Raw genomic sequence first — 24,232 nt, forward strand, 5'->3', positions numbered from 1 at the left:
TTACACTCGTCACATGCACACGTCGCTGCCGGATTTCGAGATGCCCGACGACGGTCAAGTGCACCGGGCAGCCGACGCCTTTCGCCTGCTCTCCGACCCGACGCGGGTCAAGATCCTCTGGGCCCTGCTCCAGGGTGAGACGTCCGTCGCCTGCCTTGCCGAACTGGTCGGCTCTGCGCCGACCGCGGTCAGCCAGCACCTCGCGAAACTGCGTCTCGCCGGACTCGTGCACGGCCGCCGCGAGGGCACATTCATCTACTACACGGCAGCCGACGACCACGTCCGGCGCCTGCTCACCGAGGCCCTCTTCCACGCCGACAAGGTCCCCCAAACCCAGTGAGCAGCCACCCACATGGAGCAGCGCCAGGGTCCCCAACTAGCCCGGCTGAACGGTCAGCCAGGTGCGGGCGGCTTCCAGGCCGGGCAGCGTGATCTGGTGCCCGCCGGGATGCCAGTGCTCGGTGACCTCGGCTGAACGTTCCCGCAGCACCGACACCAGCCGCTCACTCGACGCCAGCGGCGCCATGGGATCGTGCCGCCCGTTCGACAGGAAGATCCGCGTGCCGCTCAGGTCGTGCACTGGCGGATCGGGCACCGGCAGCATCGCGGCGAACAGCGCCGCATCCGTGAGCACCTCGGGCCGTAGCAGCGCAACGGCGGCCGCGATGTTGGCACCGTTGGAGAACCCGGCGGCAACGAGCTTGCGCCCGGCAAGGCCGTAGTGCTTCTGCGCGGCGACCACGAAATCGGCGAGCTGACCCGCCCGCGCGATCACGTCCTCGGTGTCGAAGACACCCTCGGCGAGCCGCCGGAACCAACGCGCCGCACCGAACTCCGACACCGGACCCGCGGGCGCCAGCATCGGCGAGGACGGGCTCAGCTCCTTGCCGAGCAGCAGGATGTCGTCGGGGCTGCCGCCGGTGCCGTGCAATAGCAACAGCACCGGCGCCTCGGCATCACCTTCGACGTAACGGTGGTCGAGCAAGAGCCTGTTCATTGGTGCACCGGGTTGTTCTCGGCGGGCAGGTTCAGCTTCGGCAGCATGGCCTGGATCTGCTCGCGATTGGGCTCCAGCCACGGCGGCAGCTTCAGCGCGCGGCCCAGCTCCAGCAGCGGCTCGTCGATCGAGAAGCCCGGCTGGTCGGTCGCGATCTCCAGCAACGTCCCGCCCGGCTCCCGGAAGTAGATGGACCGGAAGTACTGGCGGTCCATGATCGAGGTGACACCGACGCCACGGTCCAGCAGCTCCGCGCGCCAGGCCACCTGGGTCTGCTCGTCCGGCGCGCGCCACGCGACGTGGTGCACGGTGCCGCCGGCGACCAGGCCCCGCGGTGCATCCGGCGTGACGAGCACGTCCACCATCGCGCCAGGTCCGCCTTCGCCTGCGCTGAACCGCAAGCGGTTGGTGTCCTGGCCGGTGAAGGTCAGCCCGAGGTCCTCGGTGAGCATGCCGGCGGTGGCCTCCTCGCGCGACACCGACAGGGTCACCGAGTGCAGGCCGCGGATGGCGTGCTCGCCGGGGACGAGCGGGGTGTCCCATGGGTTACGCGGGTCGCCCTGCGGATGCGCGACCAGCGCGATCACCAGGCCGTTGGGGTCACGGAAGGTGAGCACCTCCTCGCCGTCGCGGGTGCTGACCTGGCTGGTCTCGATGCCGGAGATCTCGAGGTGCTGCTTCCACCAGCCGATCGAGTTCTCCGGCACGGAGAACGACGTGGTGGTGGCCTGCCCGGTACCGAGCCGGCCGCTCGGCGCGTCCCGCCACGGAAAGAACGTCAGCAGCGAGCCCGGCTTGCCCGACTCGTCGCCGTAGTACAGGTGGTAGGTGCCCGGGTCGTCGAAGTTGACGGTGGTCTTCACCAGCCGCAACCCGAGCGTGCGCAGGTAGAAGTCGGCGTTGCGCTGCGGGTCGCCACCGATCGCGGTGACGTGGTGCAGGCCGCTGGTCTTGAACGACATGGCCATCTCTCCTTCGAGGCTCTGACTAACACGCTAACCAGCAAACCTCTTGCACGCAAGATATATTCCCGAGAGCTATTTGCGGGTAGACTCGTGAGGTGCCGACAGAACCCGACGACGACGAGATCGTGACCTGGTGGGGCCTCGTGATCGAGGGCTACCTGGCCACGCAGGACCGCCTGATGGGCGAGATCGCCGAACGTTTCGGCCTCGCACCGGCCTCGTTCGACATCCTCATCCGGCTGGTGCGCTCGCCCGACTACCGGATGCCGATGACCCGCCTCGCCAAGGAGGCCGCGCTCTCCAGCGGCGGGTTCACCAAGGTCGCCGACCGGCTCGCCGCTGCCGACCTCATCTGCCGGGTACCCAGCGCCGACGACCGCCGGGTCACCTACGCCTGCCTGACCGAGCACGGGCGCGAGGTCGCCGAGCAGGCCCGCAAGGCCTGCGCCGACATCCTGCGGGAGACCGTGCTGGCGCCACTCGGCCCGGACGCGTCGGTGGCGCTGGCCGAGGCCATGCGGACTCTGCGTGAGTTCAACAGCCGCTAGTTCCGAACCCGTTCGAGTTCCGCGCGCGGCAGGACGCGATCCAGCGCCCGCGGCAGCCACCACGCCCGCTCGCCGAAGAGCCGCATCACGGCAGGAACGATGAGGCAGCGGATGACGAAAGCATCGAGCAGCACCGCCACCGCAAGACCGAGCCCGAACTGCTGGAGCATCCGATCAGGACTGAGCACGAAGGCGCCGAAGACCACGATCATGATCGCCGCCGCCGCGGTGATGACACCGCCGGTTGTGGCCAGGCCCTCGCGCACCGCATGCGCCGCATCGCCGGTGCGCCGCCATTCCTCGTGCATGCGAGCCACCAGGAACACCTCGTAGTCCATGGAAAGCCCGAACACGATCGCGAAGATCAGCACCGGAACGAAGGCCTCCACCGGACCGGGCTGCACACCGAACAGTCCCTGCCCGAAGACCAGCGTCACCACACCGAGGCTCGCGCCGATGCTCAGCAGGTTCAGCACAGCCGCCTTCAACGGGATCAGCAACGAGCGGAACACCGCGGCGAGAAGTAACGCCGACAACCCCACCACGACCAGGATGAACAGTGGCAGCCGGTCGCTGACCGCGGCGGCGAAGTCGTCGGCCGCGGCGACCGAACCGCCCACGAGGTAGGTGGCCCCGGTCTGCGCGGCGAGCGTCGGCAATACGTCCGTACGCAGGTTGTCGACCAGGTCATGCGTTGCCGCGTCCTGCGGGGCACTGTCCGGGAACACCAGCACGGTGGCGAGGTCGTCGGACACGGGCTGCGGCCGCGTCGCGCTCGCGACACCGGGCGTGGCCTCGATGGCCTCCCGCAGCTGCCCACTGTCCCCTTCGGACACCACGATCAGCGGCCCGTTGACGCCGGGGCCGAACCCCTCGGCAAGCAGGTCGTAGGCCTGCCTGGTGGTCGACGACTCGGCTTCCGTTCCGGCATCGGCGAAACCAAGCCGCATGTCGAGCGCCGGAAGCGCCAGCGCACCCAGCGCCGCCACGCCCACCACCAGCGGTGCCCACGGCCTGCGCTGCACGGCGGCGGCGAGCCGCCGCCACCGCTCACCCTCGGCCCGGCGTGCGGCCCGCTTCCGGACCACGCGCTCGATATGGCGCCCGAAGACGGTCAGCAGCGCAGGCAACAGGGTAAGGGACGCGATCATCGTGACCAGGACGGTCAGCGCGACCGCGAACGCCACACCACGCAGCGAGCCGAGCCCGAGCGCCAGTAGCCCCAGCAACGCGATGATGACGGTGCAGCCGGCGAACAGTACCGACCTGCCCGCCGTATCGAGTGCGGTCCTGGCCGCCTCGTCACGGTCGCGACCGGCGAGCAGTTCGCCGCGGTACCGGGAGAAGATCAGCAGTGCATAGTCGATGCCGACACCGAGGCCGACCAGCATCATCAGCGGTGGCGCATAAGAGGGCATGTCCACGACGAAGGACACCAGCGCGATCGCGCCGATCGTGCTGCCCACCGCGAAGATCGCCGTGAGCACCGGAACGGCCGCCGCGAGCAGCGAGCCGAACATGAGGACCAGGATCGCGAGTGCGGCAAGGATTCCGGCTCCCTCGGCGGCACCGCCGCCACCTTCCTCGGCCGCACGGATGACATCACCACCCAGCGCGACGCGCAGCCCATCCCCCTGCGCGGCCTGCCCAACGTCGATGAGCCGCCGGACGTCCTCGGCCGGGGTGTCCGCGTCGAGCGCCACCGTGGCGTAGGCGATGCCGCCACCCTCCGCGATGGCGCCTGGCGTGTCGTACGGGCTCTGCACCGCCACGACTTGCGGGAGCGTGCCGACCTCAGCCAGCAGCGCGTCGACTCGCCCGCGTACCTGCTCCACGCCGCCGTCATGGGCGAGGACCAGCTGCACCGTCTCGCCCTGCGACGCGGGCGCCCGCTCGGCGAAGGTGTCGATGACCCGCTGGGATTCGGTACCAGGCAAGGAATGGTCGTCGCGGTAGTCGGTGCCGAGGGCCTGTGAGGTGACGGTGATCGCGGCGAGCACGGCAATCCACAGTCCGAGCGCGAGCCAATGCCGCCGTTGCGCCCAGGCAGCTACCCGATGCAGGCGGCTTTGGGGCGTGATGCGTGTATCCATGCCGGGTAGCGTGCGGCGCCGGTCCGCCCGGCCGCGTCCCGCGCGGGTACCGATCCGCGCTACGACCGGAGTTGTCCCCTGGGGACCATCCCGTAAGCCCGTAGTTGACGCCGCATGCTCAGGACAGCCAGCCGGGCGTCACCATCGCCGACTCGTAGGCCAGCACCACGAGCTGTGCGCGATCACGGACCTGCAGTTTGGTCATGATGCGGCTGACGTGTGTCTTCGCGGTCGCGGGCGAGAGCACCAGGCGCGCAGCGATGTCGTCGTTGGACAGCCCGGCGGCCACCAGCACCATGACCTCACGCTCGCGCTCGGTGAGCGAGTTGAGCTTCGGGCTCGGCGCCGGCGGCGCGACCCGGCCGGCGAACTCCGCGATGAGCCTGCGGGTGACCGATGGCGCGAGCAGCGCGTCCCCGCGCGCGACCACCCGCACCGCATGCAGCAACTCCATGGGCTCGGTGTCCTTGACCAGGAAACCGCTGGCACCGGCCCGGAGCGCACCGTAGACGTAGTCGTCGACGTCGTAAGTGGTCAGGATGACGACCTTTACCCCCGCCAACCGCTCGTCGACGGCGATGCGCTGGGTGGCTTCCAGACCGTCGACACCGGGCATCTGGATGTCCATCAGCACGACGTCGGGGCGGTACTCGCGGGCGAGCCGGACGGCCGCATTGCCGTCAGCGGCCTCTGCCACCACGGCGATGTCACCCTCACCGTCCAGAATGGACCGGAAGCCCGCGCGTACGAGGGTCTGATCGTCGGCCAGCAGGACGCTGATCACGCGCCAACCCCCTGCGGCAGCCGGGCACTCACCCGGAACCCGCCGCCGGCCTGGCTGTGCGTGGTGAAATCGCCGCCGAGCGCCCGCACGCGCTCGCTCATCCCCGCGATGCCGTATCCCGCCTCGGCCTGGCCCCCCTTGCCGTCGTCGATGACCTCGACGCGCAGTTCTTTCGGCTTGTACCGGATCCGCACGGTCGCCCTGCGCGCGCCCGCGTGCCTGCGCACGTTGGTAAGCGCCTCCTGCACCAGCCGGTACGCCGTGAGGTCCGTTTCCGGCGCGAGCTCCCTGCGCTCACCGGCCACCTCGGTGACCACGGCGAGGCCACCCGCACGGGCCTGCTCGACGAGAGTGTCGAGGTGGGCGAGGCCGGGCAGCTGGGCGTCGACCTCGCGTAGCACGCCCAGCGTCGAACGCAGCTCCCGCAGGGACTCCTTGCTGGCCTGCTTGATCGCCCCCAGCGCCGTCCCTGCCTGCTCCGGGTTCTGGTCGAGGCGGTGCAGGGCCGCCGCGGCCTGGACGTTGATCAGCGACAGGTTATGGCCCAGCGCATCATGCAGTTCGCGGGCAATCCGCAGCCGCTCCTCCGTCGCGGCACGCTGCTCGGCTTCACGCGCGTAGGCCAGCTGAGTGTGCCGGGCACGGCCGAGACCGATGCTCGCGACGAGCCACCCGGTGAGCATCAGCAACCCGGGATCGTCGATGTGCCGCTGCGGGCTGGCCGTCTCGCCCAGCACCACGGCACCGAGCGCGAGCAGCAGGAGCGCGGCGGCGACCACCGTGCGGCCCCGCGCGGCGACGGCATAGAGCGCAACGACGAATGTCAACAAGATCGGACCGTCCGCGCCGACGACGCCGTAGGCAAGGACGCACGACAGCAGCGTGGTGGCCGCGACGGTCACGGGATAGCGCCGCCGGACGGCCAGCGCGGCGCACGCACCCACCACGAGCACCCACGACCACACGCTGGACAGCCCGGCGGCCCCGGGCTGCACCGCCGTACCTGCGACGACGACCACGCCCACCCCGAGTACGAGGCCGGCATCCCGGGCCCGTGACGACAGACCGATCGACATGGGAAAACCATGACAGAGTGCGACTGTTTTGGACATCGGGGATGGACCCGGGCGTCCCCTAAGGGTCTCCCCTTGACATCGCCTGCGAAGCGAACCCAGTATTAACCGTCCGATCGGTCAGCTCGCAGGGTGGAGCCGGTGACAAGCAACGCTGCTCACAGGATGTTCGCCGTCGACGAGGCGTCTCGCGCGCTCGGGATCGAGCTCACCGAGGCAGGCCACGGCCGGGCAGTCGCCACGATGCGGGTCACGCCCACCATGGTCAACGGGCACGACATCGCCCACGGCGGCTACGTGTTCCTGCTCGCCGACACCGCGTTCGCATGCGCGTGCAACAGCCATGGGCCGGTGACGGTCGCCGCGGGCGCCGAGATCTCCTTCGTCACCTCCGCCCGGCTCGGCGACCGGCTCGTCGCGACCGCCGAGGAACGCACCCGCTTCGGGCGTAACGGAATCTACGACGTCACTGTCCACCGCGTTGACGAGCAGGGTCGTACCGTGATCGCCGAGTTTCGCGGCCGTAGCCGCGTCATCGACAGGGAATCCTCATGACCGAGCTGGATGCCGGCGAACGGCTGAGCATCGACGAGCTGCGGGCACTGCAGCTTCGCCGTCTACAGTGGACGTTACGGCACGCCTACCAGAACGTGCCCAGCTACCAGAAGAAGTTCGACGCCGCCGGTGTGCATCCCGACGACTGCAGGGAGCTTGCCGACATCGCGAAGTTCCCGTTCACCACCAAGAACGACCTGCGGGACAACTACCCGTTCGGCATGTTCGCGGTACCCCAGGACCAGGTACGCCGGATACACGCCTCCAGCGGCACGACGGGCAAGCCCACCGTCGTCGGCTACACCGAAGGCGACCTCGGCAACTGGGCCGCGTTGATGGCGCGGTCCATCCGCGCGGCCGGCGGGCGGCCAGGCGACAAGGTGCACGTCGCCTATGGATACGGCCTGTTCACCGGCGGGCTCGGGGCACACTACGGTGCAGAGCAGCTCGGCTGCACCGTCATCCCCGCCTCCGGCGGCATGAGCGCTCGCCAGGTGCAGATCATCGCCGACTTCCGCCCCGAGATCATCATGGTCACGCCGTCCTACATGCTCACGCTGCTGGACGAGTTCGAGCGGCAAGGCATCGACCCGCGTGACAGCTCGCTCAAGGTCGGCATTTTCGGCGCCGAGCCGTGGACCGAGCTGATGCGGCTGGAGATCGAGCAGCGCGCGGCGCTCGATGCCGTCGACATCTACGGACTGTCCGAAGTGATGGGTCCTGGCGTCGCGCAGGAGTGCGTGGAGACCAAGGACGGCCTGCACATCTGGGAGGATCACTTCCTGCCCGAGGTCGTGGATCCGTTGGATGACAACATATTGGGCGACGGCGAGCACGGCGAGTTGGTGTTCACCTCGCTCACGAAGGAGGCGCTGCCGATCATCCGTTACCGCACCCGCGATCTGACCCGGCTGCGGCCCGGCACCGCACGCCCGGCGCACCGGCGCATGGAAAAGGTCGCCGGCCGCTCCGACGACATGATCATCTTGCACGGGATCAACCTGTTTCCCACCCAGATCGAGGAGATCGTGCTGCGCATCGAGGGCCTCTCCCCGCATTTCCAACTAGTACTGTCCAAACGTGACAGACTGGACCACATGACGGTGCAGGTTGAGTCCGAGCAGCACACCCCGCCGGAGCGCAGGCGCGAGGCCGCGGCCGAGATCGTCACCGTGGTCAGGGGGACAATCGGGGTGACCGTCGACGTCGCCGTGGTGGACCCCGAAACGCTCGAACGCTCCGTGGGCAAGATACGCAGGGTGATCGACCTGCGGGGCGACTGAACTGCCGCGCACATGACCACCACACCGCAGGCCAGGACCGTTCGCAGAGGCAGACCGGGCCACGACCTGGAGTCGGTGCTGCAGATCGCGGTGCGGTTGTTCAACGAGCGCGGCTACGACGGCACCAGCATGGAGGACCTCGCCCGCAAGCTCGGCATCACCAAGTCGGCCATCTACCACCATGTTCCGAGCAAGCAGGAGCTGTTGCGGCTCGCGGTCGACCGGGCCCTGGACCGGCTGTTCGGTGTCGTCGCGCGGGCCGAGGCAATCGACGGGCGCGCCATCGAGAGGCTGGAGTACCTGGTGCGGGGCAGCGTGGCGGTGCTCGTCGAGCAGCTGCCGTTCGTCACGCTGCTGCTGCGCGTGCACGGCAACACGAAGGTGGAACGTGCGGCTCTGGCCCGCAGGCGGGAGTTCGACCGGATCGTCGCGAACCTGGTGACGGAAGCCGAGAACGACGGCGACATCCGGCCGGACGTCGACCCGGCGGTCACCGCCCGGCTGCTCTTCGGGATGGTCAACTCGCTGATCGAGTGGTACCGGCCGGGCCGGGGCGATTCCGACATCGCCGAAGCCGTTGCCCGGATCGCGTTCGACGGCATCCGCGTCCGCGCTTGATCTGGTGACAGTCTGTGTCGAGCCTTTCATCGACAGTGAGCCCGCCAGTAAGGTAAGACTTGCCTTATAGAGTGTGCGCTGCCGAGCCGAGGAGTCCAGTGACCGCAGCCCCGTCCGTGACCGAGTCCGTCGGCGAATCCGTTTTCGACTGTGTCGGCAACACCCCCGTCGTGGCGCTGCGGCGCCTGTTTCCCGACCCGGACGTCGAGGTCATCGCCAAGCTGGAGCTGATGAACCCCGGCGGGAGCATGAAGGACCGATCGGCCCGTTACATCGTCGAAAGCGGCCTGCGGGACGGTTCGATCCGGCCGGGAACCCGGCTGATCGAGAGCAGCTCGGGCAACTTCGGGATTGCGCTCGCCATCGCCGCGCGGGTGCACGCGCTGCGGTTCACGTGCGTGGTCGATCCCAAGACCACCACCGCCAACCTCGCCCTGCTGCACAGGCTCGGCGCCGAGGTGGAACAGGTGTCCGAGGTCGATGAGGCGGGCGGCTACCTGGAGACCCGCATCCGCCGGGTGCGCGAACTGCTCGCCGCTGACCCGGACGCCGTCTGGATCAACCAGTACGCCAACGACCGCAACTGGCAGGCGTACTACCACGGAACCGGCGCGGAACTGGCCGCCCAGCTCGTGCGCCCGCCTGCCTACCTGTTCGCCGCCGTCAGCACCACCGGCAGCATCCTCGGCTGTGCACGCAGGCTGCGGGAACGGTTCCCGGCGCTGCGTGTGGTCGCGGTCGACGCAGCGGGTTCGGTCATCTTCGGCGGCAAGCCGGGCAGGCGCGACATTCCCGGCATCGGCTCCAGCCGGATACCGGAACTGTGCCGGCCGTCCGAGATCGACAAGGTGGTACACGTGGACGACGTGGACGCCGCACTGGGCTGCCGGGAACTGCTCGCCAGGGAAGGGATCTTCGCGGGCGGTTCGACGGGCTCGGTGGTCGCCGCGATCGCCAGAACACTGCCCGACCTGCCGAAGCCGTGCCGGATCGTCGCGATCTTCCCTGACCGCGGTGATCGCTACCTCGACCTGGTCTACGACGACGACTGGCTGGCCGCCGCCCGTGCCCGCCGGGACGACCGCCAAGGAGAAACCGTTGCCTGACAACGATCCCCGCCTGCTGTACCTGACCCGCGGCGACGTCGCCGCCGTCGGCGGCGCGGACGCCGAGCTCTACGTCGGCGCATTGCACACCGCGCTAGTTGCCCATGCCGCGGGCAGGACGGTACAACCGCTCAAGCCGTATCTGCGTGTCGGCCAGGGCCATATCGCCGACCGGATCATCGCGATGCCCGCCTACGTCGGGGATCCCGGCATCTCCGGTCTGAAGTGGATCGGCAGCAAGCAAGCCAACCCGGCGTCCGGGCGCGAGCGGGCCAGCGCCGTGATCGTGCTCAACGATCCCGCCACGAACTACCCGATCGCCATTCTCGAGGGCAGCCTCATCAGTGCCTGGCGCACCGCCGCGGTGACCTGCCTGGCGGCACGGCACCTGGCGCGGCGCGACTTCACCGACGTGGCGCTGATCGGCTGCGGCGTCATCGGCAGCACACAACTCACCGCGCTGCTGCAGCTGTTCCCCCATATCGCGACCATTCACCTGTACGACCAACGCCCCGAGGCAGCTCACGCGCTCGCCGAACGGATCGGTGACCGAGCTGACGTCCGCATCGCGCCGAGCGCGGAGGACGCTGTCCGTTCAGGCGACGTCGTCGTTCCGTGCACGGTGACCGACCAGCCCTACCTTGCCTTCTCCTGGCTCAAACCTGGCGCCTTCCTATCCAATGTGTCCATCATGGACGTACACAAGGACGTGTTCCTGAACGCGGACAAGGTCGTTGTCGACGACTGGGACCAATGCAACCGGGAGAAGAAGATCATCAACCAGCTGGTGCTGGAGGGTGCCTTCTCACGTCAGCAGCTGCATGCCGAGCTCGGCGAGGTGCTAGCCGGTACCCGTCCTGGCCGAGAAAGCGACGACGAGATCATCCTGCTCAACCCGATGGGCATGGCGGTGGAGGACATCGCGTGCGCCGCCGAGGTCTACACCCGTGCCAAGGCCAGGGGCATCGGCACATGGCTGAACCTCTACTAGGTACCGACTTTGCCGATCAGGTGCTGGGCGACCTGGTCGACGCGCTGATCCGGGAAGGGTTGTGCGGGTTCGGCGACGGGGTGCTGGAAGGCGAGTGGTACCGCGTCGGCGAGATCCGGGTCCGCGTGCGAGACGGCGGTGCACTGCAGAGAGTACGTTTCGCCGGCGAGGTGCGGCATCGGAACAGCGTGGTCACGGCGGAGGAGCTGGTCCGGCTCGTCGCCAGTGACGAACCGTACGCGGCACAGGTAGCCGCCGACGTGCACACGGCGAGCAAGCATGCGGCCGTGGTCACCACCACGTTCCCCGGCGAGCCGCTGGGCCTGCTCGCCGGGGAACGCCTGGCTGCCACCAGAAATCGCCCGTTCCACCCGACCTCACGGGCCGCTGTCGGCTGGACGGCGGCCGAGCTCGCGCGGTACGGCACAGCACGCAGGGAACCGCTCGGCCTGGACTGGGTCGCCGTCCCCGCCGAACGGCTGCGATTCGGGGACACCCACTGCGATCTGCCGACGCTCCTGCTCTCCCCAGCGGACCGGGCGCGGGTCACCGCCGGGCTGGACCCGGCGTACCGCGTGCTACCCGTGCACCCGTGGCAGTTCGAGCACGTACTTCCGCGCGAGTTCGCCGACGAGCTGTCGGCCGACGTGATCCGCCCCGTCGCACGCGGGGTAGGCCGGTTCTGGCCGACGGCATCCCTGCGCACACTCGTCAGCGCCGACCCGGTACGGCATGTCAAGCTCCCGCTGGGCATCGCCACCCTCGGCGCCGCACGGCTGTTGCCGCCGCGCTACCTCGACAATGGTGCACGTGCCGAGCGGACGATGCGCACGATCCTCGCGCGCGACGCGGCACTGGCCGAACTGGTGGCCATCTGCGACGAACGCAATTGGTGCGGCTGGGCAGGTGACGAGTTCGCCGACCGGCCTGGGCACCTTGCCGCGCAGGTCCGCGACTACCCGCGCGATGCGGGCGATCCGGTGCCCATGGGCGCCTTCGCCGCGCCCGTGCTCTACGCGAGCGGCTGGCATTGCGCACCCGTGGCGTTCTTCCGGCGGCTGGCTGAGCGGTTCTGCGCCATGGCGCTGGGCTTTCTGCGCTACGGCGTCCTTCCCGAGTTACACGGCCAGAATGTCGCCGTGACGCTACGGGACGGAATGCCCGATCGGCTCGTGTTGCGGGATCACGACACGCTTCGCATCACTCCACAGTGGATGGACGTGGCGGGGATTCCGGACCCCGGCTACCGCGTGAAGCCGGGCACCCGCCAGTCACTGCGCCTCGACGAGCCTGCCGAGCTCGTCGGCTACCTGCAGACGCTCGGCTTCCAGGTCAACCTCTACGGGATCGCCGATGCGCTGTCCCTGCACTACGGGATCACGGAGAACGTGCTGTGGACGCAACTTCGCCTGGCACTGGACGTCTGCCTGGACCGCATCGAGCTGCCGGCGGAGGTGGCACATTTGCTGCTGCGTTCCCCGACGTGGCCCAGCCGGCACGTCCTCGGCCCGCTGCTGCGCCAGGGCCGCTCGGCGGGCGTGAGCATGCCCGCGGGCAGCGGCCGGGTTCCGAACCCGCTCCTGCCGTGAGTGCACTGGCCGCTGCCCAGCGCGCGGCGCGGCAGCGCCTGCTCAATGCCTACCTGCGCGAGACCGGGGTGCACGACGTGCCACTCGGCGAACTCCCGATCCTGCTGCCGGCGACGGGGCAGACGGTCATCGTCCAGGTGTGCCACCGATCGCCGTTCGGCCACCATGCCTACGCCGATGTCACCGTCCCCGGCCATGAGGACCTGATCAGGGCATTGCTGGCCGAACTGGAGGCCACGACCGGATATCCGGGCGCGGCCGAGCTCACCGGCGCGATCCGCAACAGCGTCGACCGCACCGCCCGTTACCTCGCGCACGGAAGGCCCGCCCCGGCAATCACTCCGCACGCGATCACCCGGCGCGCCGAGCAGAACGTCCTGTTCGGTCACCCGTTCCATCCCACGCCGAAGAGCGCCGAGGGTTTCGCGGACAACGATCTCGACCGCTACGCGCCGGAACTGGGTGCACAGTTCGTACCGCACTACTTCGCGGTGGCTGGCGAGTTGGTCGCCGAGGTGCGGGTGACACCGGGCCCGTGGGTGCCGGACGAGGTCGCAACGTCCATACCGGACGGATACGCGGCGCTGCCCGCACATCCGTGGCAGGCCGCGCACCTGCTTCGCCGGCCGGCTGTGACGGCATTGGTTCGGGAGGGCGGTCTGGTGCCGCTTGGGCCGCTCGGCCGACCCGTCTACCCGACGTCCTCGGTGCGTACCGTGTGCGATCCCCAGTTCCCGACCGCGTGGAAGCTGCCCCTGCACGTACGCGTCACCAACTTCATCCGCAACAACCCGTCCGAGCAGCTGCGCCGCGCCACCGACGCAAGCCTGCTCGCCGGGCACCTACCGGCTCACCCAGGCTTCGGTGTGCTGCGCGAGACCGGCTACCGCACGGTGGATCCACGCGTGGTCGGCGCGGAGCTCGCCGCGGAGCTCGCTGTGCTCTACCGGGAGAACCCGTTTGTCCACAATGGTTCCTCACCGCGCGTACTCGCCGGTCTACTCGACGATCCAGCCGAGCTGATCCATTGTGTACAGCAAGCTGGTGACGTTCTCGAGTGGCTGCGCCGCTACCTTCACATCGCGCTACGGCCGCTGCTCGCCGTCTTCGCCAGTGACGGCATGAGCTTCGAGGCACACGTGCAGAACTCCTTGCTGTGCACTGACGGCGGCTGGCCAGTGCAGTTCTGGGTACGTGACCTGGAGGGCGCGGCGGTCAGCCGGACACGACTGGCGCATGACCTGCTCGCCGCTCACAGCCCTGCCCTCTACGACGACGCCGAGGCGTGGCTGCGGCTGCAGTACCACGCTGTCACCAACCAGCTCGGTCACGTGATCCACGTGCTCGGCCGGTACACCACGGCCGGCGAGGAGAAGTTGTGGGCGGTGGCACGCGAGGTCGCTTCCAGCTGGCCGGAGGCGGCAGAGCTGCTGGCAGCGCCGGTGTTGCCGGCCAAGGCCAACCTGATCAGCCGGTTCGCCGGCCACGGCGAGCGGCCGCTGTACGTCGACGTCCCCAACCCATTGCGGGAGCTGCCATGACCCCAGACCTCCTCCAGCGGGCCCTCACGGCACCGAGCTTCCGGCACGTCCGCCGCAGGGTGTTCCGCCAACTGCTCGAATCGCTGCTCTACGAGGGTGCGCTCCGGGCGCCGAACGGGAATGTCATCGAGTGCAAGGAGGGCGTGCGGTACACCGTCACCAGCCGCCGACGGTACACATTCGACAGGATCACCGTCGACGAGGTGCTGCGAGAAGGGGTGGAGCCGTCATCGATCACCGGTTTCCTCGGCGAGATCCGGGACGGTCTCGATGCCGACGCGGAGCTCCTGGCACGTTTCGCGCGTGAACTGGAGGAAACGCTCGTCAAGGACACGATCGCGCAGTACGCCCGCCGCGGCACGCTGGCCGACGCCGACTTCGACACACTGGAAGGAGCGATCACCGACGGGCACCCCTACCACCCGGCCTACAAGTCGCGCATCGGTTTCGACCTCACCGACAATCTCGCCTACGGCCCGGAGTTCGCACATCCCATCCGTCCACTGTGGCTCGCCGTGCACCGCGACATCGCGGAGGTCACCGCTTCTGCCTGCATTCGCGAGACGGACTTCCTCGAGCGTCAGCTCGGCGGTGCACTCACCGCGCCAGCGCCCGAATACACGTTGCTGCCCGTGCATCCGTGGCAGTGGCGTGAACATGTGGCACGTGCTTTCGCCGAGCAGCTGCGCTCCGGCGAGCTGGTGGTACTCGGCACCGACCCGCACGAGTTCCGTGCGCAGCAGTCGATCCGCACGTTGTCGTGTGTGGACGATCCACGGCGGCCGTACCTCAAGCTCGCGATGTCGCTGGTGAACACCTCGACCAGCCGGGTACTTGCACCACACACCGTCCACAACGCACCGTTGATCTCCGACTGGCTGCGCGGCCTCGTTGGCGAGGACCCGTTCCTGCGCAACGAGTTACGTACCGTCCTGCTCGGCGAGGTGCTTGGCGTCGCAGCGAACCCGCCACCAACAGCTGACCTGCTGCGGCAGGAGACCTACGGCACGCTCGCGTGCATCTGGCGGGAAAGCCTGCATCCACACCTGGACCCGGATGAGGGCGCCGTGCCGTTCACCGGGCTCACCGCACGCGAACTCGACGGCACCCCGCTCATCGACGGCTGGGTACAGCAGCACGGGCTCGTTCACTGGGTTACGCAGCTCGCCGAGGTGGCCGTGGTCCCGATCGTGCACCTACTGTGCTGGCATGGTTTCGCACTCGAAGCGCACGCGCAGAACATGGTTCTGCTACACCGTGACGGCTGGCCGAGCCGGGTGGCGTTGCGCGATTTTCATGACGGCATCAGGTTTTCCCGCACACACCTTGCCGAGCCGCACCGTTGCCCACCGCTACGACAAACGCCTGCGTACCACCAGAATCGCAACTCCTTCGTCGAGACCGACGATCCCGCTCTGGTGGCGGATTTCATGCTGGACGCGTTCTTCTTCATCAACATCGGCGAGCTGGCGATCTTTCTCGCCGACGCATACGGCTTGGCAGAGCAAGACTTCTGGGCGATCATGCGCAGGACGATCCGTGCCTATCTGGAGCGGTTCCCCGATCCGCTGTTCGACGTCTTCGCACCGACGGTCGCGGTGGAGAAGCTCACTAGCCGCCGCCTGCTGCCGGACACCGAGCTGCGGGTGCACCAGGTGCCGAACCCACTGTCCCGGTCATGAACGGCCGGGAGCCGGTGTGCCGGTACGTCTACGACCTCGACGCGCTTGCCGGCCACGTTGCGAAAGTCGTCGCGGCGCTGCCGGAGCGCTGTCGCATGTTCTACGCGATGAAGGCCAACAGTGCGCAGCCGGTGCTGCGCACGCTGGCGCCGCTGGTGGCTGGGTTTGAGGTCGCTTCGGGCGGCGAACTGGCGAAAGCCCGTGCGGTGTCCGCCGACATACCCGTACTGTTCGGCGGCCCGGCGAAAACGCCGAGCGAGATCGCGCAGGCGTTGCGGCAGGGCGTGACGCGGCTGCATGTCGAGAGCGTGCTGGAGTTGCACCGTGTCTCCGCGGCGGCCACCCGTGCGGGCCAGGTCGCCGATGTGCTGCTGCGGGTCAACCTCGCCGGCCCGTTTCCACCGGCAACGCTTGCGATGGCGGGCAAGCCGACACAGTTCGGCATCGATGAGTCCGAGCTGCCCAAGGCGGTACGGGCCGCGGTGGAACTTCCTGGCGTAAGGTTCACCGGCTTCCACCTGCATTCGCTGTCGAACAACCTCTCCGCCGAGGCGCATCTCGACCTGCTGGAGCTGTACCGCAGCACCGTTGTTCGCTGGGAGGCGCAGTTCGGGGTGCACTGTGAGGTGGTGAACGTCGGCGGTGGAATCGGCGTCAACTACGCCGACCTCGCTGCCCAGTTCGACTGGGCGCGCTTCACCACGGGCCTCGAGCAGCTGGTGCGGACGTTTCCCGCGCACTGGCGCGAGGTGGACTTCGAATGCGGCCGGTTCCTCGTGGCGGCGTGTGGCAGCTACCTGACCGAGGTGCTGGACGTCAAGCGCAACCACGGTGTCCACTATGTACTGGTGCGCGGTGGGACGCACCACTTCCGGCTACCCGCCTCATGGCAGCACAGCCACCCGTTCAGTGTTCGTGCCGTTGACGAATGGCCTGCCGATCTCCCCCGGCCGTACGTGCGTAGCGAACCGGTGACCGTTGTCGGGGAGCTGTGCACCCCCAAGGACGTCCTTGCCCGGGACGTTGTGGTCGAAAGGCTGCGGGCCGGCGATGTCCTGGAGTTCCCCTACGCCGGAGCCTACGGCTGGGAGATCTCCCACCACGACTTCCTCAGCCACCCCCACCCCGACCACATCTTCCACGCGCGAGTCCCCCACTCCAGCTCGCGAGTCCCCCGCCCAGGCACGTGAGTTGCCCGCCCAGGCACGTGAGTTGCCCACCCAGGCACGTGAGTTGCCCACCCAGGCGCACGAGTGGCCCGCTCGGGCACGCCAGTCCCCCACTCGGGCTCGCGAATACCCCACCCGAGCGCGCGAAATGCCCGCCCAGGTAGCCGGGGGCGCGACCGCACCGGGCAACCCGCCCGGGCCACCGCAACTGGGGACTCGCCGTCCAGACCGAGCAACTCGCCCGCCGGACCAGGAGACTCGTGTGCCGGACCGGGCAACTCACCGTCCAGACCGGGCAACTCACCGTCCAGACCGGGGGACTCGCGGACCGGACCGCGGGACTCGCGTATGCGGAGCCGGGTGGGTCAGTCGAAACTCGCCGACCTGGGCGGGGAACTCGCCGGCCTGGGCGGGCAACTCGCGCACCCGAGCGGGGGACTCGCCGACCTGGGCGGGGAACTCGCCGACCTGGGCGGGGAACTCGCGTACCCGAGCGGGCAACTCGCGCACCCGAGCGGTCCGGGCCCGCGCAAGGACACCGTGCTCGTCCTACCGGGGCAGGTACTCGACATCGACTTCGTGGCGGACAACCCCGGCGACTGGATGCTGCACTGTCACAACGCCTACCACGCACAGGCCGGCATGATGACCACACTGTCCTATCTGGACTAGTGGCCTGCTTCGAGCGTCGTACCGCCGAAGGTGTCCTGCACGAAACCGACGAGCGCGGGCCACACGCCCGGCACCAGCAGGACGGCGAGCACCGTGAACACCGGGAAGATCAGTCCGTTCTCGACCCGCTTACCAGTACGGAAACGCAGCCAGCGCGGCGGCCTCAGCTCGTACCAGGTCTCCCCCGCGATGGGCAGCGGGAACAGGAACGGGCAGCCGGACTCGGTGAGCGCGTCGCCGAGACAGTGCGTGACGCAGCCGAGCGCGACCGCGATGCCGAGCAGGCCAGTGACGCCGTCGAGCTGCGCCAGCGGGTCGGGACTGTTCTCGTAGACCCACCAGATGATCGCGCCACCGGACACCGGCAGCAGCCAGTCACCGAGGGCGTCCTCGGCCAGCAGCAGTCCGAACACCACAACGCCGGCGACCGCCCACGGCCCGCCCGCCGCCGTGCCCGCCGAGGTCAGGGCACCGAGCGCGGCAGCGAACAGCACGGTATGGGAAAGGTGGCGATGGCTGCCCACGCGCCGCTCGTCCCGCGGGCCCTTCGTGATCGCGTACAGGCCCGCGGAGGCCTTGCGCAGCAGCCAGGACAGCCCGCCGGTGACCGGTCCCAGCAGCTTCGACGCCCGCGCACCGGGGTGGTCGAGATCCGGCAGCAGCGCGAAACCCGCGGTCGTGGCCGCGAACACCAGTGCCTGCGCCAGCGTGCTGATGCCGACCGCGGGCGCGACGGCGAGTCCGGCGCACCAGCCGGTGAGCGCGTGGGTGCGACCCATCATGGGCGGGCAGTCCTCCAATGCGGATGATCAAGACCGGCCGACAGTCTGACGAACAAGCCGTCGCAGCCCGTGCGCGGGTACCACAAGACTGGTTACGCACAGCTACCCGACGAAAGTTGGGAGTTTCACCTGTCCGAGTCCGGATGTGAAACGTTGTTGACGCTCCTGGAGATGCTCCGGGCACGCCTACGCGGGAGGTATGCGGTAGTGACAGACAGACGACACCGTTGGTCGAGACGAATCGGCATCACGACTCTCGTCGCGGCCGTCGGCACGCTCGGTTTCAGCGCACCGGCGGCGCTGGCCAGGCCACAGGCACCGGCGGTGCCGGGTGACGAGAGGCAGCTCGACCACGAGGACCGGGCACTGCTCGAACAGGCCGAGAACGCAGGGCGATCAGAGGTCACCATGCTCGTCGCGGCGGAGCGGAGGCGCGCAGGCAATGCGGCGAGTGAGCTCCGTTCCCTCGGCGGTGTGGTCCGCTCCACCAATGCGGAGCTCGACTACCTCAAGGTGACGGTTCCCATCGGCGAGGCCGAACTGGTGCCGAAACTGCGTTCGGTGGAGGCGGTCGACGTCGATGGACTGATCCAGCGCGACGAGCCGGCGCCCGTTGGCGCGATCGAGCCGTTGCCGCAGCCCGCTCCGAATGCGAACACCCCGCGGGTCAACCCGTACCTCCCGACCGGCGACACCAAGGCCGCGCAGTTCAGCCAGAAGTTCCGGTCCTGGGACGGCCGCGGCACCACGATCGCGATCCTCGACTCCGGTGTCGACCTCGAACACCCCGCGCTCGCGACCACCAGCACAGGTGAGCGCAAGATCGTCGACTGGTACAACGCCAACTCACCGACGTCCGGCGACGGCACCTGGGTGCCGATGTCGAGCCAGACCTACTCGGGCACCTTCACCGCCGCGGGCCGCGAGTGGACAGCGCCGGCGGGCACCTTCACCTTCGGGGTGTTCTCCGAGGTCTCCGGCGACCTCGGCTTGGCGGCCAGCGAGACCGGCGGCGACATCAACCGCGACGGTGACCGCACGGACCGGTGGGGCGTCCTGCAGGACAACACCACCAAGGAGGTCCGCGTCGACCTCGACGGTGACGGCGACTTCACCGACGAGAAGCCGATGATCGACTACGCGGTCAAGCACGACGTCGGCTACTTCGGCATCGACGACCCGGCCACCGAGATCGCCGAGCGGATGCCGTTCGTGGTGCAGACCGACAAGGCGGGCTACGTCAACATCGGTATCGCGGCGGCCGCGCACGGTTCCCACGTTGCGGGCATCGCGGCAGGTAACGACCTGTTCGGCGGCAGGATGGACGGCGCCGCACCCGGCGCCAAGGTGCTGTCGGTGAAGGTCTGCCTTTCGACCTCGTCGTGCACGTCGAGCGGCCTGATCGACGGCGTGGTCTACGCCGCCACCCACGGCGCCGACGTCGTCAACATCTCCATCGGCGGGCTGCCCGCGCTCAACGACGGCAACAACGCGCGTGCCGAGCTGTACAACCGCGTCATCGAGACCTACAACGTGCAGCTGTTCATCTCCGCCGGCAACAGCGGCGCAGGCGCCAACTCGGTCGGTGACCCGTCCGTCGCGACCGACGCGGTCAGCGTCGGCTCCTACATCACCGACGACACCTGGCTGTCGAACTACGGCTCCGAATCTCCGGTCGCCGAGTCGCTGCACCCGTTCTCCTCGCGTGGTCCGCGCGAGGACGGTGGCTTCAAGCCCAACCTCGTGGCCCCTGGCGCGGCGATCTCGACGATCCCGCGGTGGCAGGAGCCGGAGCCGGTGGCAGGTACCTACTCGCTGCCGTCCGGGTACGGCATGTTCAACGGGACGTCCATGGCGGCGCCGCAGGCGACCGGCGCGGCGGCCCTGCTGGTGAGCGCCTACAAGGCACTGCACAGGGGCGAGCGGCCGCCGGTCGCGGCGCTGCGCTCGGCGATGTCGTCCACCGCACGGTTCATCGACGGCATCGACGCCAACGCCCAGGGCGCCGGCCTGATCGACACGGAGCGCGCGCTCACCGCCTTGCGCGGTCCGCTCACGGACGCGGTGACCACGTCGGTGCCGGTCAGCACGGTCCTGTCCGGACAGTTGCAGACCCCGAACACCGGTGTCGGCATCCATGACCGCGAGGGCGTCACGCAGGGCAAGGCCTACACCCGCACCTACACCCTCACCAGGACCACCGGCAAGAACAACCCGGTGCGGTACAAGGTCAGCTGGGTCGGCAACGACGGCACCTTCTCCTCGGCGCGCTCGGTGGAGCTGCCGCTGAACCAGCCCGTCAGCTTCGACGTGCGGATCAACCCGGCACGCCCAGGGGCCCATTCGGCGCTGCTCCAGCTGGACGACCCACGCACGACAGGAATCGACGTGCGGACCATGAACACGGTCTTCGTCCCGCACGAGTTCGCCGCCGCGGACGACTACGAGGTCCACGCGTCCGGGACGATCGGGCGCAACCAGGCGACGAGCGTGTTCGTGCGGGTGCCGAAGGGCGCCAGCTCGCTGCAGGTCAGCCTGGCGGCTGGCGGTGACCAGCCGGGCGCGGGCCAGGTGCGGTTCGTGCGGTTCGACCCGACGGGCGTGCCGATCGACCCGACGGCCTCGACGAGCTGTTACAACCCGAACGCGGGCGCCGGCTGCTCGACGGGCTCGCCGACCAGCAGGTCGGTGACCGACCCGATGGCAGGCGTGTGGGAGATCGTGGTGGAGGCCCGCAGGACCTCCGACGCACCCCGGGTTCCGTGGGCGCTGACGGTCGCGGTGCAGGGCACTGCGATCAGCCCGAACCCCGACGTCATCGCCTCGGCTGAGGTGGGCGTCCCGGTGGCCCGCGAGTACACGGTCACCAGCACGCTCGGCGAGTTCACCGGCAGGCTGACCGGCGCACCGCTGGACAGTGCGCGGATCGACCGGCCCGCCATCGGCGACGGCGAGGTGCAGACCTACGACCTCACGGTGCCCGCGGGCTCGACAGCGCTCACCGCGACCATCGGCAACACCGCCGATGGTGGCGCCGACCTCGACCTGTTCGTCTACAACTGTACGAACGGCTCGTGCCAGCTGTGGGGCTTCAGCGCAGGCGGTGACTCCGAGGAGTCGGTCACGATCCGCAACCCGGACGCGGGCACGTGGCGCGTGGAGATCGACGGCTACGCGGTGCCATCGGGCAATACCGAGTACGACTATCTCGACCTCTACGCCAACCCGTCGCTCGGCTCGGTCGCGGTGACCGACACCGACGCGCCCCGGCCAACGGGCTCGACCTGGACGGCTCCTGCGACGGTGACCGCCGCGGGGCAACCGGGTGAGGGACGGGTCCTGCGTGGTGTGCTGACCGTCCGCAGTGCGGATGACCTGCGCATCGGCAGTGGCGCGGTGATCGTGGAGTCGGTCAGCGGGTGACCGCGGCGCCGCGAGCGGGTAAACCGGTCGTATGGCGCCAGACCTAGCTGAGTACCGGCGGAAACGGCGTGCCGGGCGCACGCCGGAACCGCTGCCGGACGGCGAGGTGGTGCCTCGTGGTGACGACGACACGTTCGTCATCCACGAGCACCACGCTCGCCGCCTCCATTGGGACGTCCGTCTTGAACGCGACGGCGTGCTGGTGTCGTGGGCGGTCCCCAAGGGGCTGCCCACGGAGCCGGGCACGGTGCGGCTGGCCGTCAACACCGAGGACCACCCGATGGAGTACGCGAGCTTCTCGGGGGAGATCCCGCGTGGCGAGTACGGGGCGGGCCGGATGACCATCTGGGACACCGGCCGGTACGAGACCCTCAAATGGTCCGAGCGCGAGGTGTCGGTCGTACTGCACGGCAGCCGCGTCGAGGGAAAGTACGTCTTCTTCCGCAGCGGCGAGGACTGGCAGGTCATCCGGTCCGACCCACCTCAGGATCCGGACTGGGACCCGCTGCCCGCGCTGCTTTCGCCGATGCTCGCGGTGACCGGCAGCCTGCCTCCCGCCGAGGAGGACGAAGCATGGGCATACGAGTTCAAATGGGACGGTGTGCGCGCACTCGCCCGCGTCGAGGGCGGCCACGTCACGCTGTTCTCCCGGCGCGGCGGCGACATCACCGCGACCTACCCTGAGCTGCGCGGGCTGGGTGCCCAGCTCGGCAGCACGCAGGTGTGGCTGGACGGCGAGATCGTCGCACTGCGGGAGGGCAGGCCGAGCTTCGCGGCACTGCAGGCGCGCATGCATGCCGGCGAGCAGCGGGCCAGACAGCTGGCCAACCAACAGCCGGTGACCTATCTGGTGTTCGACCTGCTGCACCTGCAGGGCCGTTCCTGCCTGCAGCTGCCGTACGCGCAGCGCAGGGAGCTGCTGAGCGAGTTCGAGCTGGGCGGACCGCGCTGGCAGCTGTCACCCAGCTTCGCCGGTGGTGGCGCAGCCGTGGTGGACGCCGCCGCGGAACAGCGGCTAGAGGGCGTGATCGCCAAGCGGCTGAGCTCGCTGTACCGCCCCGGCCAGCGCACCAGCGACTGGCTCAAGATCACCGACCTTCGTACGCTCGAGGTGGTGATCGGTGGCTGGCGACCGGGTGAGGGCAAGCGGTCGGACACGTTCGGCTCGCTCATGCTCGGTGTGCCGGAAAATGGCGGGCTGCGTTACGTCGGCCAGGTGGGCAGCGGGTTCACCGAGGAGATGCTGCGCGACCTGCTCGCGCGGCTGCGGAAGCTGGAGCGGACGTCGTCGCCGTTCGCGGACGAGCTCCCACGCGAGCGCGCGAAAGGCGCCCACTGGGTGGAGCCGGTGCTGGTCGCTGAGGTCGTGTTCAAAGACTGGACCAGGGACGGCCGGCTGCGCGCACCGGCCTGGCGAGGCCTTCGGCCCGATCTCGACCCCGCGGAGCTGGGCCGATGAACAACGCACTCGTCGAGGTCGACGGCCACCGGCTCCGGTTGTCCAATCTGGACAAAGTGTTGTATCCGGAGGCGGGTTTCACCAAGAGCGAGGTACTCGACTACTACGCCCGCATCGCACCGATCCTGCTGCCGCACCTCAAGGACCGTCCGCTGACACTCAAGCGCTACCCCAACGGTGTCGCCGGCAAGTCGTTCTTCGAGAAGAACGTGTCACGCCATGCACCGGACTGGGTGCGCACCGTGTGCATCGAGACACCCGGTAGCTCACGGGGATCAGACAAAGCAGACTACGCACTGGTGCAGAACCTCGCGACGCTGGTGTGGGTGGCGAACCTGGCCGGCCTCGAACTGCACATTCCACAGTGGACTGTCGGCCCGCGGGGTGCGCGGCGCGACCCCGATCTGCTCGTCTTCGACCTCGATCCGGGACCACCGGCCACGATCGTCGAATGCTGTGAGGTGGCTTTGCTGCTACGTGACGAGCTCGCCGAGGACGGAATCGAGGCGTACCCGAAGACCAGCGGTTCCAAGGGAATGCAGCTCTACTCGCCGGTGCGGGTCAGCACTGCGGAGCGGACGCGAGAGTACGCCAAGGACCTGGCCGAACGGCTGGCGCGGGCGATGCCGGAGCTGGTGGTGTCCCGCATGGCGAAGGATCTGCGCCCGCACAAGGTCTTCATCGACTGGAGCCAGAACAACACGCAGAAGACCACCGTGGCGCCTTACTCTCTGCGGGCACAACCGGTGCCGACCGTGTCGACACCGCTGCTGTGGGACGAGGTCGCCGAGTGCCAGACCGCCGATGACCTCGTCTTCACCGCCGACACCGTGCTCGACAGGGTCGCCGAGCACGGCGATCTGTTCGAGCCGCTACTCGCCGAGGACCGCATGCAACTCTGA

At 68.9% G+C, this 24,232-nt stretch carries 21 protein-coding genes; 15 read left to right on the plus strand and 6 right to left on the minus strand.

The features are described from left to right. Positions 1-13: 13 nt before the first annotated feature. On the plus strand, positions 14-340 hold the full coding sequence (locus ABZ863_RS11435; RefSeq protein ID WP_358534040.1) for a metalloregulator ArsR/SmtB family transcription factor: 327 nt from the start codon (positions 14-16) through the stop codon (positions 338-340). A 36-nt stretch (positions 341-376) separates the two neighbouring features. Here the strand turns inward: ABZ863_RS11435 and ABZ863_RS11440 are convergent, their stop codons facing one another. Together ABZ863_RS11440 and ABZ863_RS11445 are read right to left on the minus strand one after the other, a co-directional pair. Then, a complete protein-coding gene (locus ABZ863_RS11440) occupies positions 377-997 on the minus strand; it encodes an alpha/beta hydrolase (RefSeq protein WP_358534043.1) in 621 nt (206 codons plus the stop codon). Then, positions 994-1,959: a ring-cleaving dioxygenase gene (locus ABZ863_RS11445; protein WP_358534045.1), complete on the minus strand. Its 966-nt coding sequence runs from the start codon at positions 1,957-1,959 to the stop codon at positions 994-996. The genes ABZ863_RS11440 and ABZ863_RS11445 overlap by 4 nt, the downstream gene beginning before the upstream one ends. 98 nt (positions 1,960-2,057) lie before the next feature. On the opposite strand from ABZ863_RS11445, the gene ABZ863_RS11450 reads away from it, so the two are divergent. Continuing rightward, complete coding sequence (locus ABZ863_RS11450; RefSeq protein ID WP_358534046.1) at positions 2,058-2,510, plus strand: MarR family transcriptional regulator; 453 nt, start codon at positions 2,058-2,060, stop codon at positions 2,508-2,510. Here the strand turns inward: ABZ863_RS11450 and ABZ863_RS11455 are convergent. The 3 genes from ABZ863_RS11455 to ABZ863_RS11465 form a co-directional block, all read right to left on the minus strand. Continuing rightward, positions 2,507-4,603, minus strand: coding sequence for an MMPL family transporter (locus ABZ863_RS11455; RefSeq protein ID WP_358534049.1), 2,097 nt, complete (start codon positions 4,601-4,603; stop codon positions 2,507-2,509). The two genes, ABZ863_RS11450 and ABZ863_RS11455, sit on opposite strands and share 4 nt — an antisense overlap. Positions 4,604-4,721: 118 nt before the next feature. Beyond that, positions 4,722-5,387, minus strand: a complete 666-nt coding sequence (locus ABZ863_RS11460) for a response regulator transcription factor (RefSeq protein ID WP_358534052.1) — start codon at positions 5,385-5,387, stop codon at positions 4,722-4,724. Beyond that, positions 5,384-6,463 carry a sensor histidine kinase gene (locus tag ABZ863_RS11465; protein WP_358534055.1) on the minus strand — a complete coding sequence of 360 codons (1,080 nt, stop codon included), beginning with the start codon at positions 6,461-6,463 and terminating at the stop codon, positions 5,384-5,386. The genes ABZ863_RS11460 and ABZ863_RS11465 overlap by 4 nt, the downstream gene beginning before the upstream one ends. Before the next feature lie 162 nt (positions 6,464-6,625). On the opposite strand from ABZ863_RS11465, the gene paaI reads away from it, so the two are divergent. From paaI to ABZ863_RS11515, 10 genes are all read left to right on the plus strand, one after another. Continuing rightward, positions 6,626-7,015, plus strand: a complete 390-nt coding sequence (gene paaI / locus ABZ863_RS11470) for a hydroxyphenylacetyl-CoA thioesterase PaaI (protein WP_358534389.1) — start codon at positions 6,626-6,628, stop codon at positions 7,013-7,015. Continuing rightward, positions 7,012-8,298 carry a phenylacetate--CoA ligase PaaK gene (gene paaK / locus ABZ863_RS11475; RefSeq protein WP_358534058.1) on the plus strand — a complete coding sequence of 429 codons (1,287 nt, stop codon included), beginning with the start codon at positions 7,012-7,014 and terminating at the stop codon, positions 8,296-8,298. Before paaI ends, paaK begins: the two co-directional genes overlap by 4 nt. A 12-nt stretch (positions 8,299-8,310) precedes the next feature. Beyond that, the gene (locus ABZ863_RS11480; RefSeq protein WP_358534061.1) at positions 8,311-8,916 is read left to right on the plus strand and encodes a TetR/AcrR family transcriptional regulator; all 606 of its coding nucleotides are present in this window, start codon (positions 8,311-8,313) and stop codon (positions 8,914-8,916) included. Positions 8,917-9,014: 98 nt separating this feature from the next. Continuing rightward, on the plus strand, positions 9,015-10,022 hold the full coding sequence (sbnA, locus tag ABZ863_RS11485; RefSeq protein ID WP_358534064.1) for a 2,3-diaminopropionate biosynthesis protein SbnA: 1,008 nt from the start codon (positions 9,015-9,017) through the stop codon (positions 10,020-10,022). Beyond that, positions 10,015-11,013 carry a 2,3-diaminopropionate biosynthesis protein SbnB gene (gene sbnB / locus ABZ863_RS11490; protein ID WP_358534067.1) on the plus strand — a complete coding sequence of 333 codons (999 nt, stop codon included), beginning with the start codon at positions 10,015-10,017 and terminating at the stop codon, positions 11,011-11,013. Before sbnA ends, sbnB begins: the two co-directional genes overlap by 8 nt. Beyond that, positions 10,995-12,602, plus strand: a complete 1,608-nt coding sequence (locus tag ABZ863_RS11495) for an IucA/IucC family protein (RefSeq protein ID WP_358534070.1) — start codon at positions 10,995-10,997, stop codon at positions 12,600-12,602. Before sbnB ends, ABZ863_RS11495 begins: the two co-directional genes overlap by 19 nt. Beyond that, entirely contained in the window at positions 12,599-14,143 is a 1,545-nt protein-coding gene (locus ABZ863_RS11500; RefSeq protein ID WP_358534072.1) for an IucA/IucC family protein, read from the plus strand. Before ABZ863_RS11495 ends, ABZ863_RS11500 begins: the two co-directional genes overlap by 4 nt. Beyond that, positions 14,140-15,825, plus strand: coding sequence for an IucA/IucC family protein (locus ABZ863_RS11505; protein WP_358534074.1), 1,686 nt, complete (start codon positions 14,140-14,142; stop codon positions 15,823-15,825). Before ABZ863_RS11500 ends, ABZ863_RS11505 begins: the two co-directional genes overlap by 4 nt. Next, positions 15,822-17,015, plus strand: coding sequence for a type III PLP-dependent enzyme (locus tag ABZ863_RS11510; protein ID WP_358534076.1), 1,194 nt, complete (start codon positions 15,822-15,824; stop codon positions 17,013-17,015). Before ABZ863_RS11505 ends, ABZ863_RS11510 begins: the two co-directional genes overlap by 4 nt. 327 nt (positions 17,016-17,342) lie before the next feature. Beyond that, complete coding sequence (locus tag ABZ863_RS11515) at positions 17,343-17,666, plus strand: multicopper oxidase domain-containing protein (RefSeq protein ID WP_358534078.1); 324 nt, start codon at positions 17,343-17,345, stop codon at positions 17,664-17,666. On the opposite strand, the gene ABZ863_RS11520 is transcribed toward ABZ863_RS11515, so the two are convergent. Then, positions 17,663-18,448 (minus strand): metal-dependent hydrolase, encoded by a 786-nt coding sequence (locus tag ABZ863_RS11520; protein WP_358534081.1) that lies wholly within the window; start codon positions 18,446-18,448, stop codon positions 17,663-17,665. The two genes, ABZ863_RS11515 and ABZ863_RS11520, sit on opposite strands and share 4 nt — an antisense overlap. Before the next feature lie 207 nt (positions 18,449-18,655). Here ABZ863_RS11520 and ABZ863_RS11525 point away from each other — a divergent pair, with 207 nt between their 5' ends. Genes ABZ863_RS11525 through ligD (ABZ863_RS11535) form a run of 3 tightly spaced genes read left to right on the plus strand, consistent with a single transcriptional unit; the run spans position 18,656 to position 24,232 of the window. Continuing rightward, complete coding sequence (locus tag ABZ863_RS11525) at positions 18,656-21,871, plus strand: S8 family serine peptidase (protein WP_358534084.1); 3,216 nt, start codon at positions 18,656-18,658, stop codon at positions 21,869-21,871. 31 nt (positions 21,872-21,902) lie between these two features. Then, positions 21,903-23,330 (plus strand): non-homologous end-joining DNA ligase, encoded by a 1,428-nt coding sequence (ligD, locus tag ABZ863_RS11530; protein ID WP_358534087.1) that lies wholly within the window; start codon positions 21,903-21,905, stop codon positions 23,328-23,330. Next, the gene (gene ligD, locus ABZ863_RS11535; RefSeq protein WP_358534089.1) at positions 23,327-24,232 is read left to right on the plus strand and encodes a non-homologous end-joining DNA ligase; all 906 of its coding nucleotides are present in this window, start codon (positions 23,327-23,329) and stop codon (positions 24,230-24,232) included. The genes ligD (ABZ863_RS11530) and ligD (ABZ863_RS11535) overlap by 4 nt, the downstream gene beginning before the upstream one ends.

The sequence above is a fragment of the Saccharomonospora sp. NPDC046836 genome, assembly GCF_040645195.1.
Taxonomy (GTDB): domain Bacteria; phylum Actinomycetota; class Actinomycetes; order Mycobacteriales; family Pseudonocardiaceae; genus Prauserella_A.

Coding starts and splice junctions, on each gene's coding strand:
- paaI (WP_358534389.1), top strand. CDS start 6,626: ATGTTCGCCGTCGACGAGGCGTCTCGCGCGCTCGGGATCGAGCTCACC.
- ABZ863_RS11445 (WP_358534045.1), bottom strand. CDS start 1,959: ATGTCGTTCAAGACCAGCGGCCTGCACCACGTCACCGCGATCGGTGGC.
- ABZ863_RS11440 (WP_358534043.1), bottom strand. CDS start 997: ATGAACAGGCTCTTGCTCGACCACCGTTACGTCGAAGGTGATGCCGAG.
- ABZ863_RS11505 (WP_358534074.1), top strand. CDS start 14,140: ATGACCCCAGACCTCCTCCAGCGGGCCCTCACGGCACCGAGCTTCCGG.
- ABZ863_RS11520 (WP_358534081.1), bottom strand. CDS start 18,448: ATGATGGGTCGCACCCACGCGCTCACCGGCTGGTGCGCCGGACTCGCC.
- ABZ863_RS11455 (WP_358534049.1), bottom strand. CDS start 4,603: ATGGATACACGCATCACGCCCCAAAGCCGCCTGCATCGGGTAGCTGCC.
- ABZ863_RS11465 (WP_358534055.1), bottom strand. CDS start 6,463: ATGTCGATCGGTCTGTCGTCACGGGCCCGGGATGCCGGCCTCGTACTC.
- ABZ863_RS11435 (WP_358534040.1), top strand. CDS start 14: ATGCACACGTCGCTGCCGGATTTCGAGATGCCCGACGACGGTCAAGTG.
- ABZ863_RS11495 (WP_358534070.1), top strand. CDS start 10,995: ATGGCTGAACCTCTACTAGGTACCGACTTTGCCGATCAGGTGCTGGGC.
- paaK (WP_358534058.1), top strand. CDS start 7,012: ATGACCGAGCTGGATGCCGGCGAACGGCTGAGCATCGACGAGCTGCGG.
- ABZ863_RS11515 (WP_358534078.1), top strand. CDS start 17,343: ATGCGGAGCCGGGTGGGTCAGTCGAAACTCGCCGACCTGGGCGGGGAA.
- ligD (WP_358534089.1), top strand. CDS start 23,327: ATGAACAACGCACTCGTCGAGGTCGACGGCCACCGGCTCCGGTTGTCC.
- ABZ863_RS11480 (WP_358534061.1), top strand. CDS start 8,311: ATGACCACCACACCGCAGGCCAGGACCGTTCGCAGAGGCAGACCGGGC.
- ligD (WP_358534087.1), top strand. CDS start 21,903: ATGGCGCCAGACCTAGCTGAGTACCGGCGGAAACGGCGTGCCGGGCGC.
- ABZ863_RS11510 (WP_358534076.1), top strand. CDS start 15,822: ATGAACGGCCGGGAGCCGGTGTGCCGGTACGTCTACGACCTCGACGCG.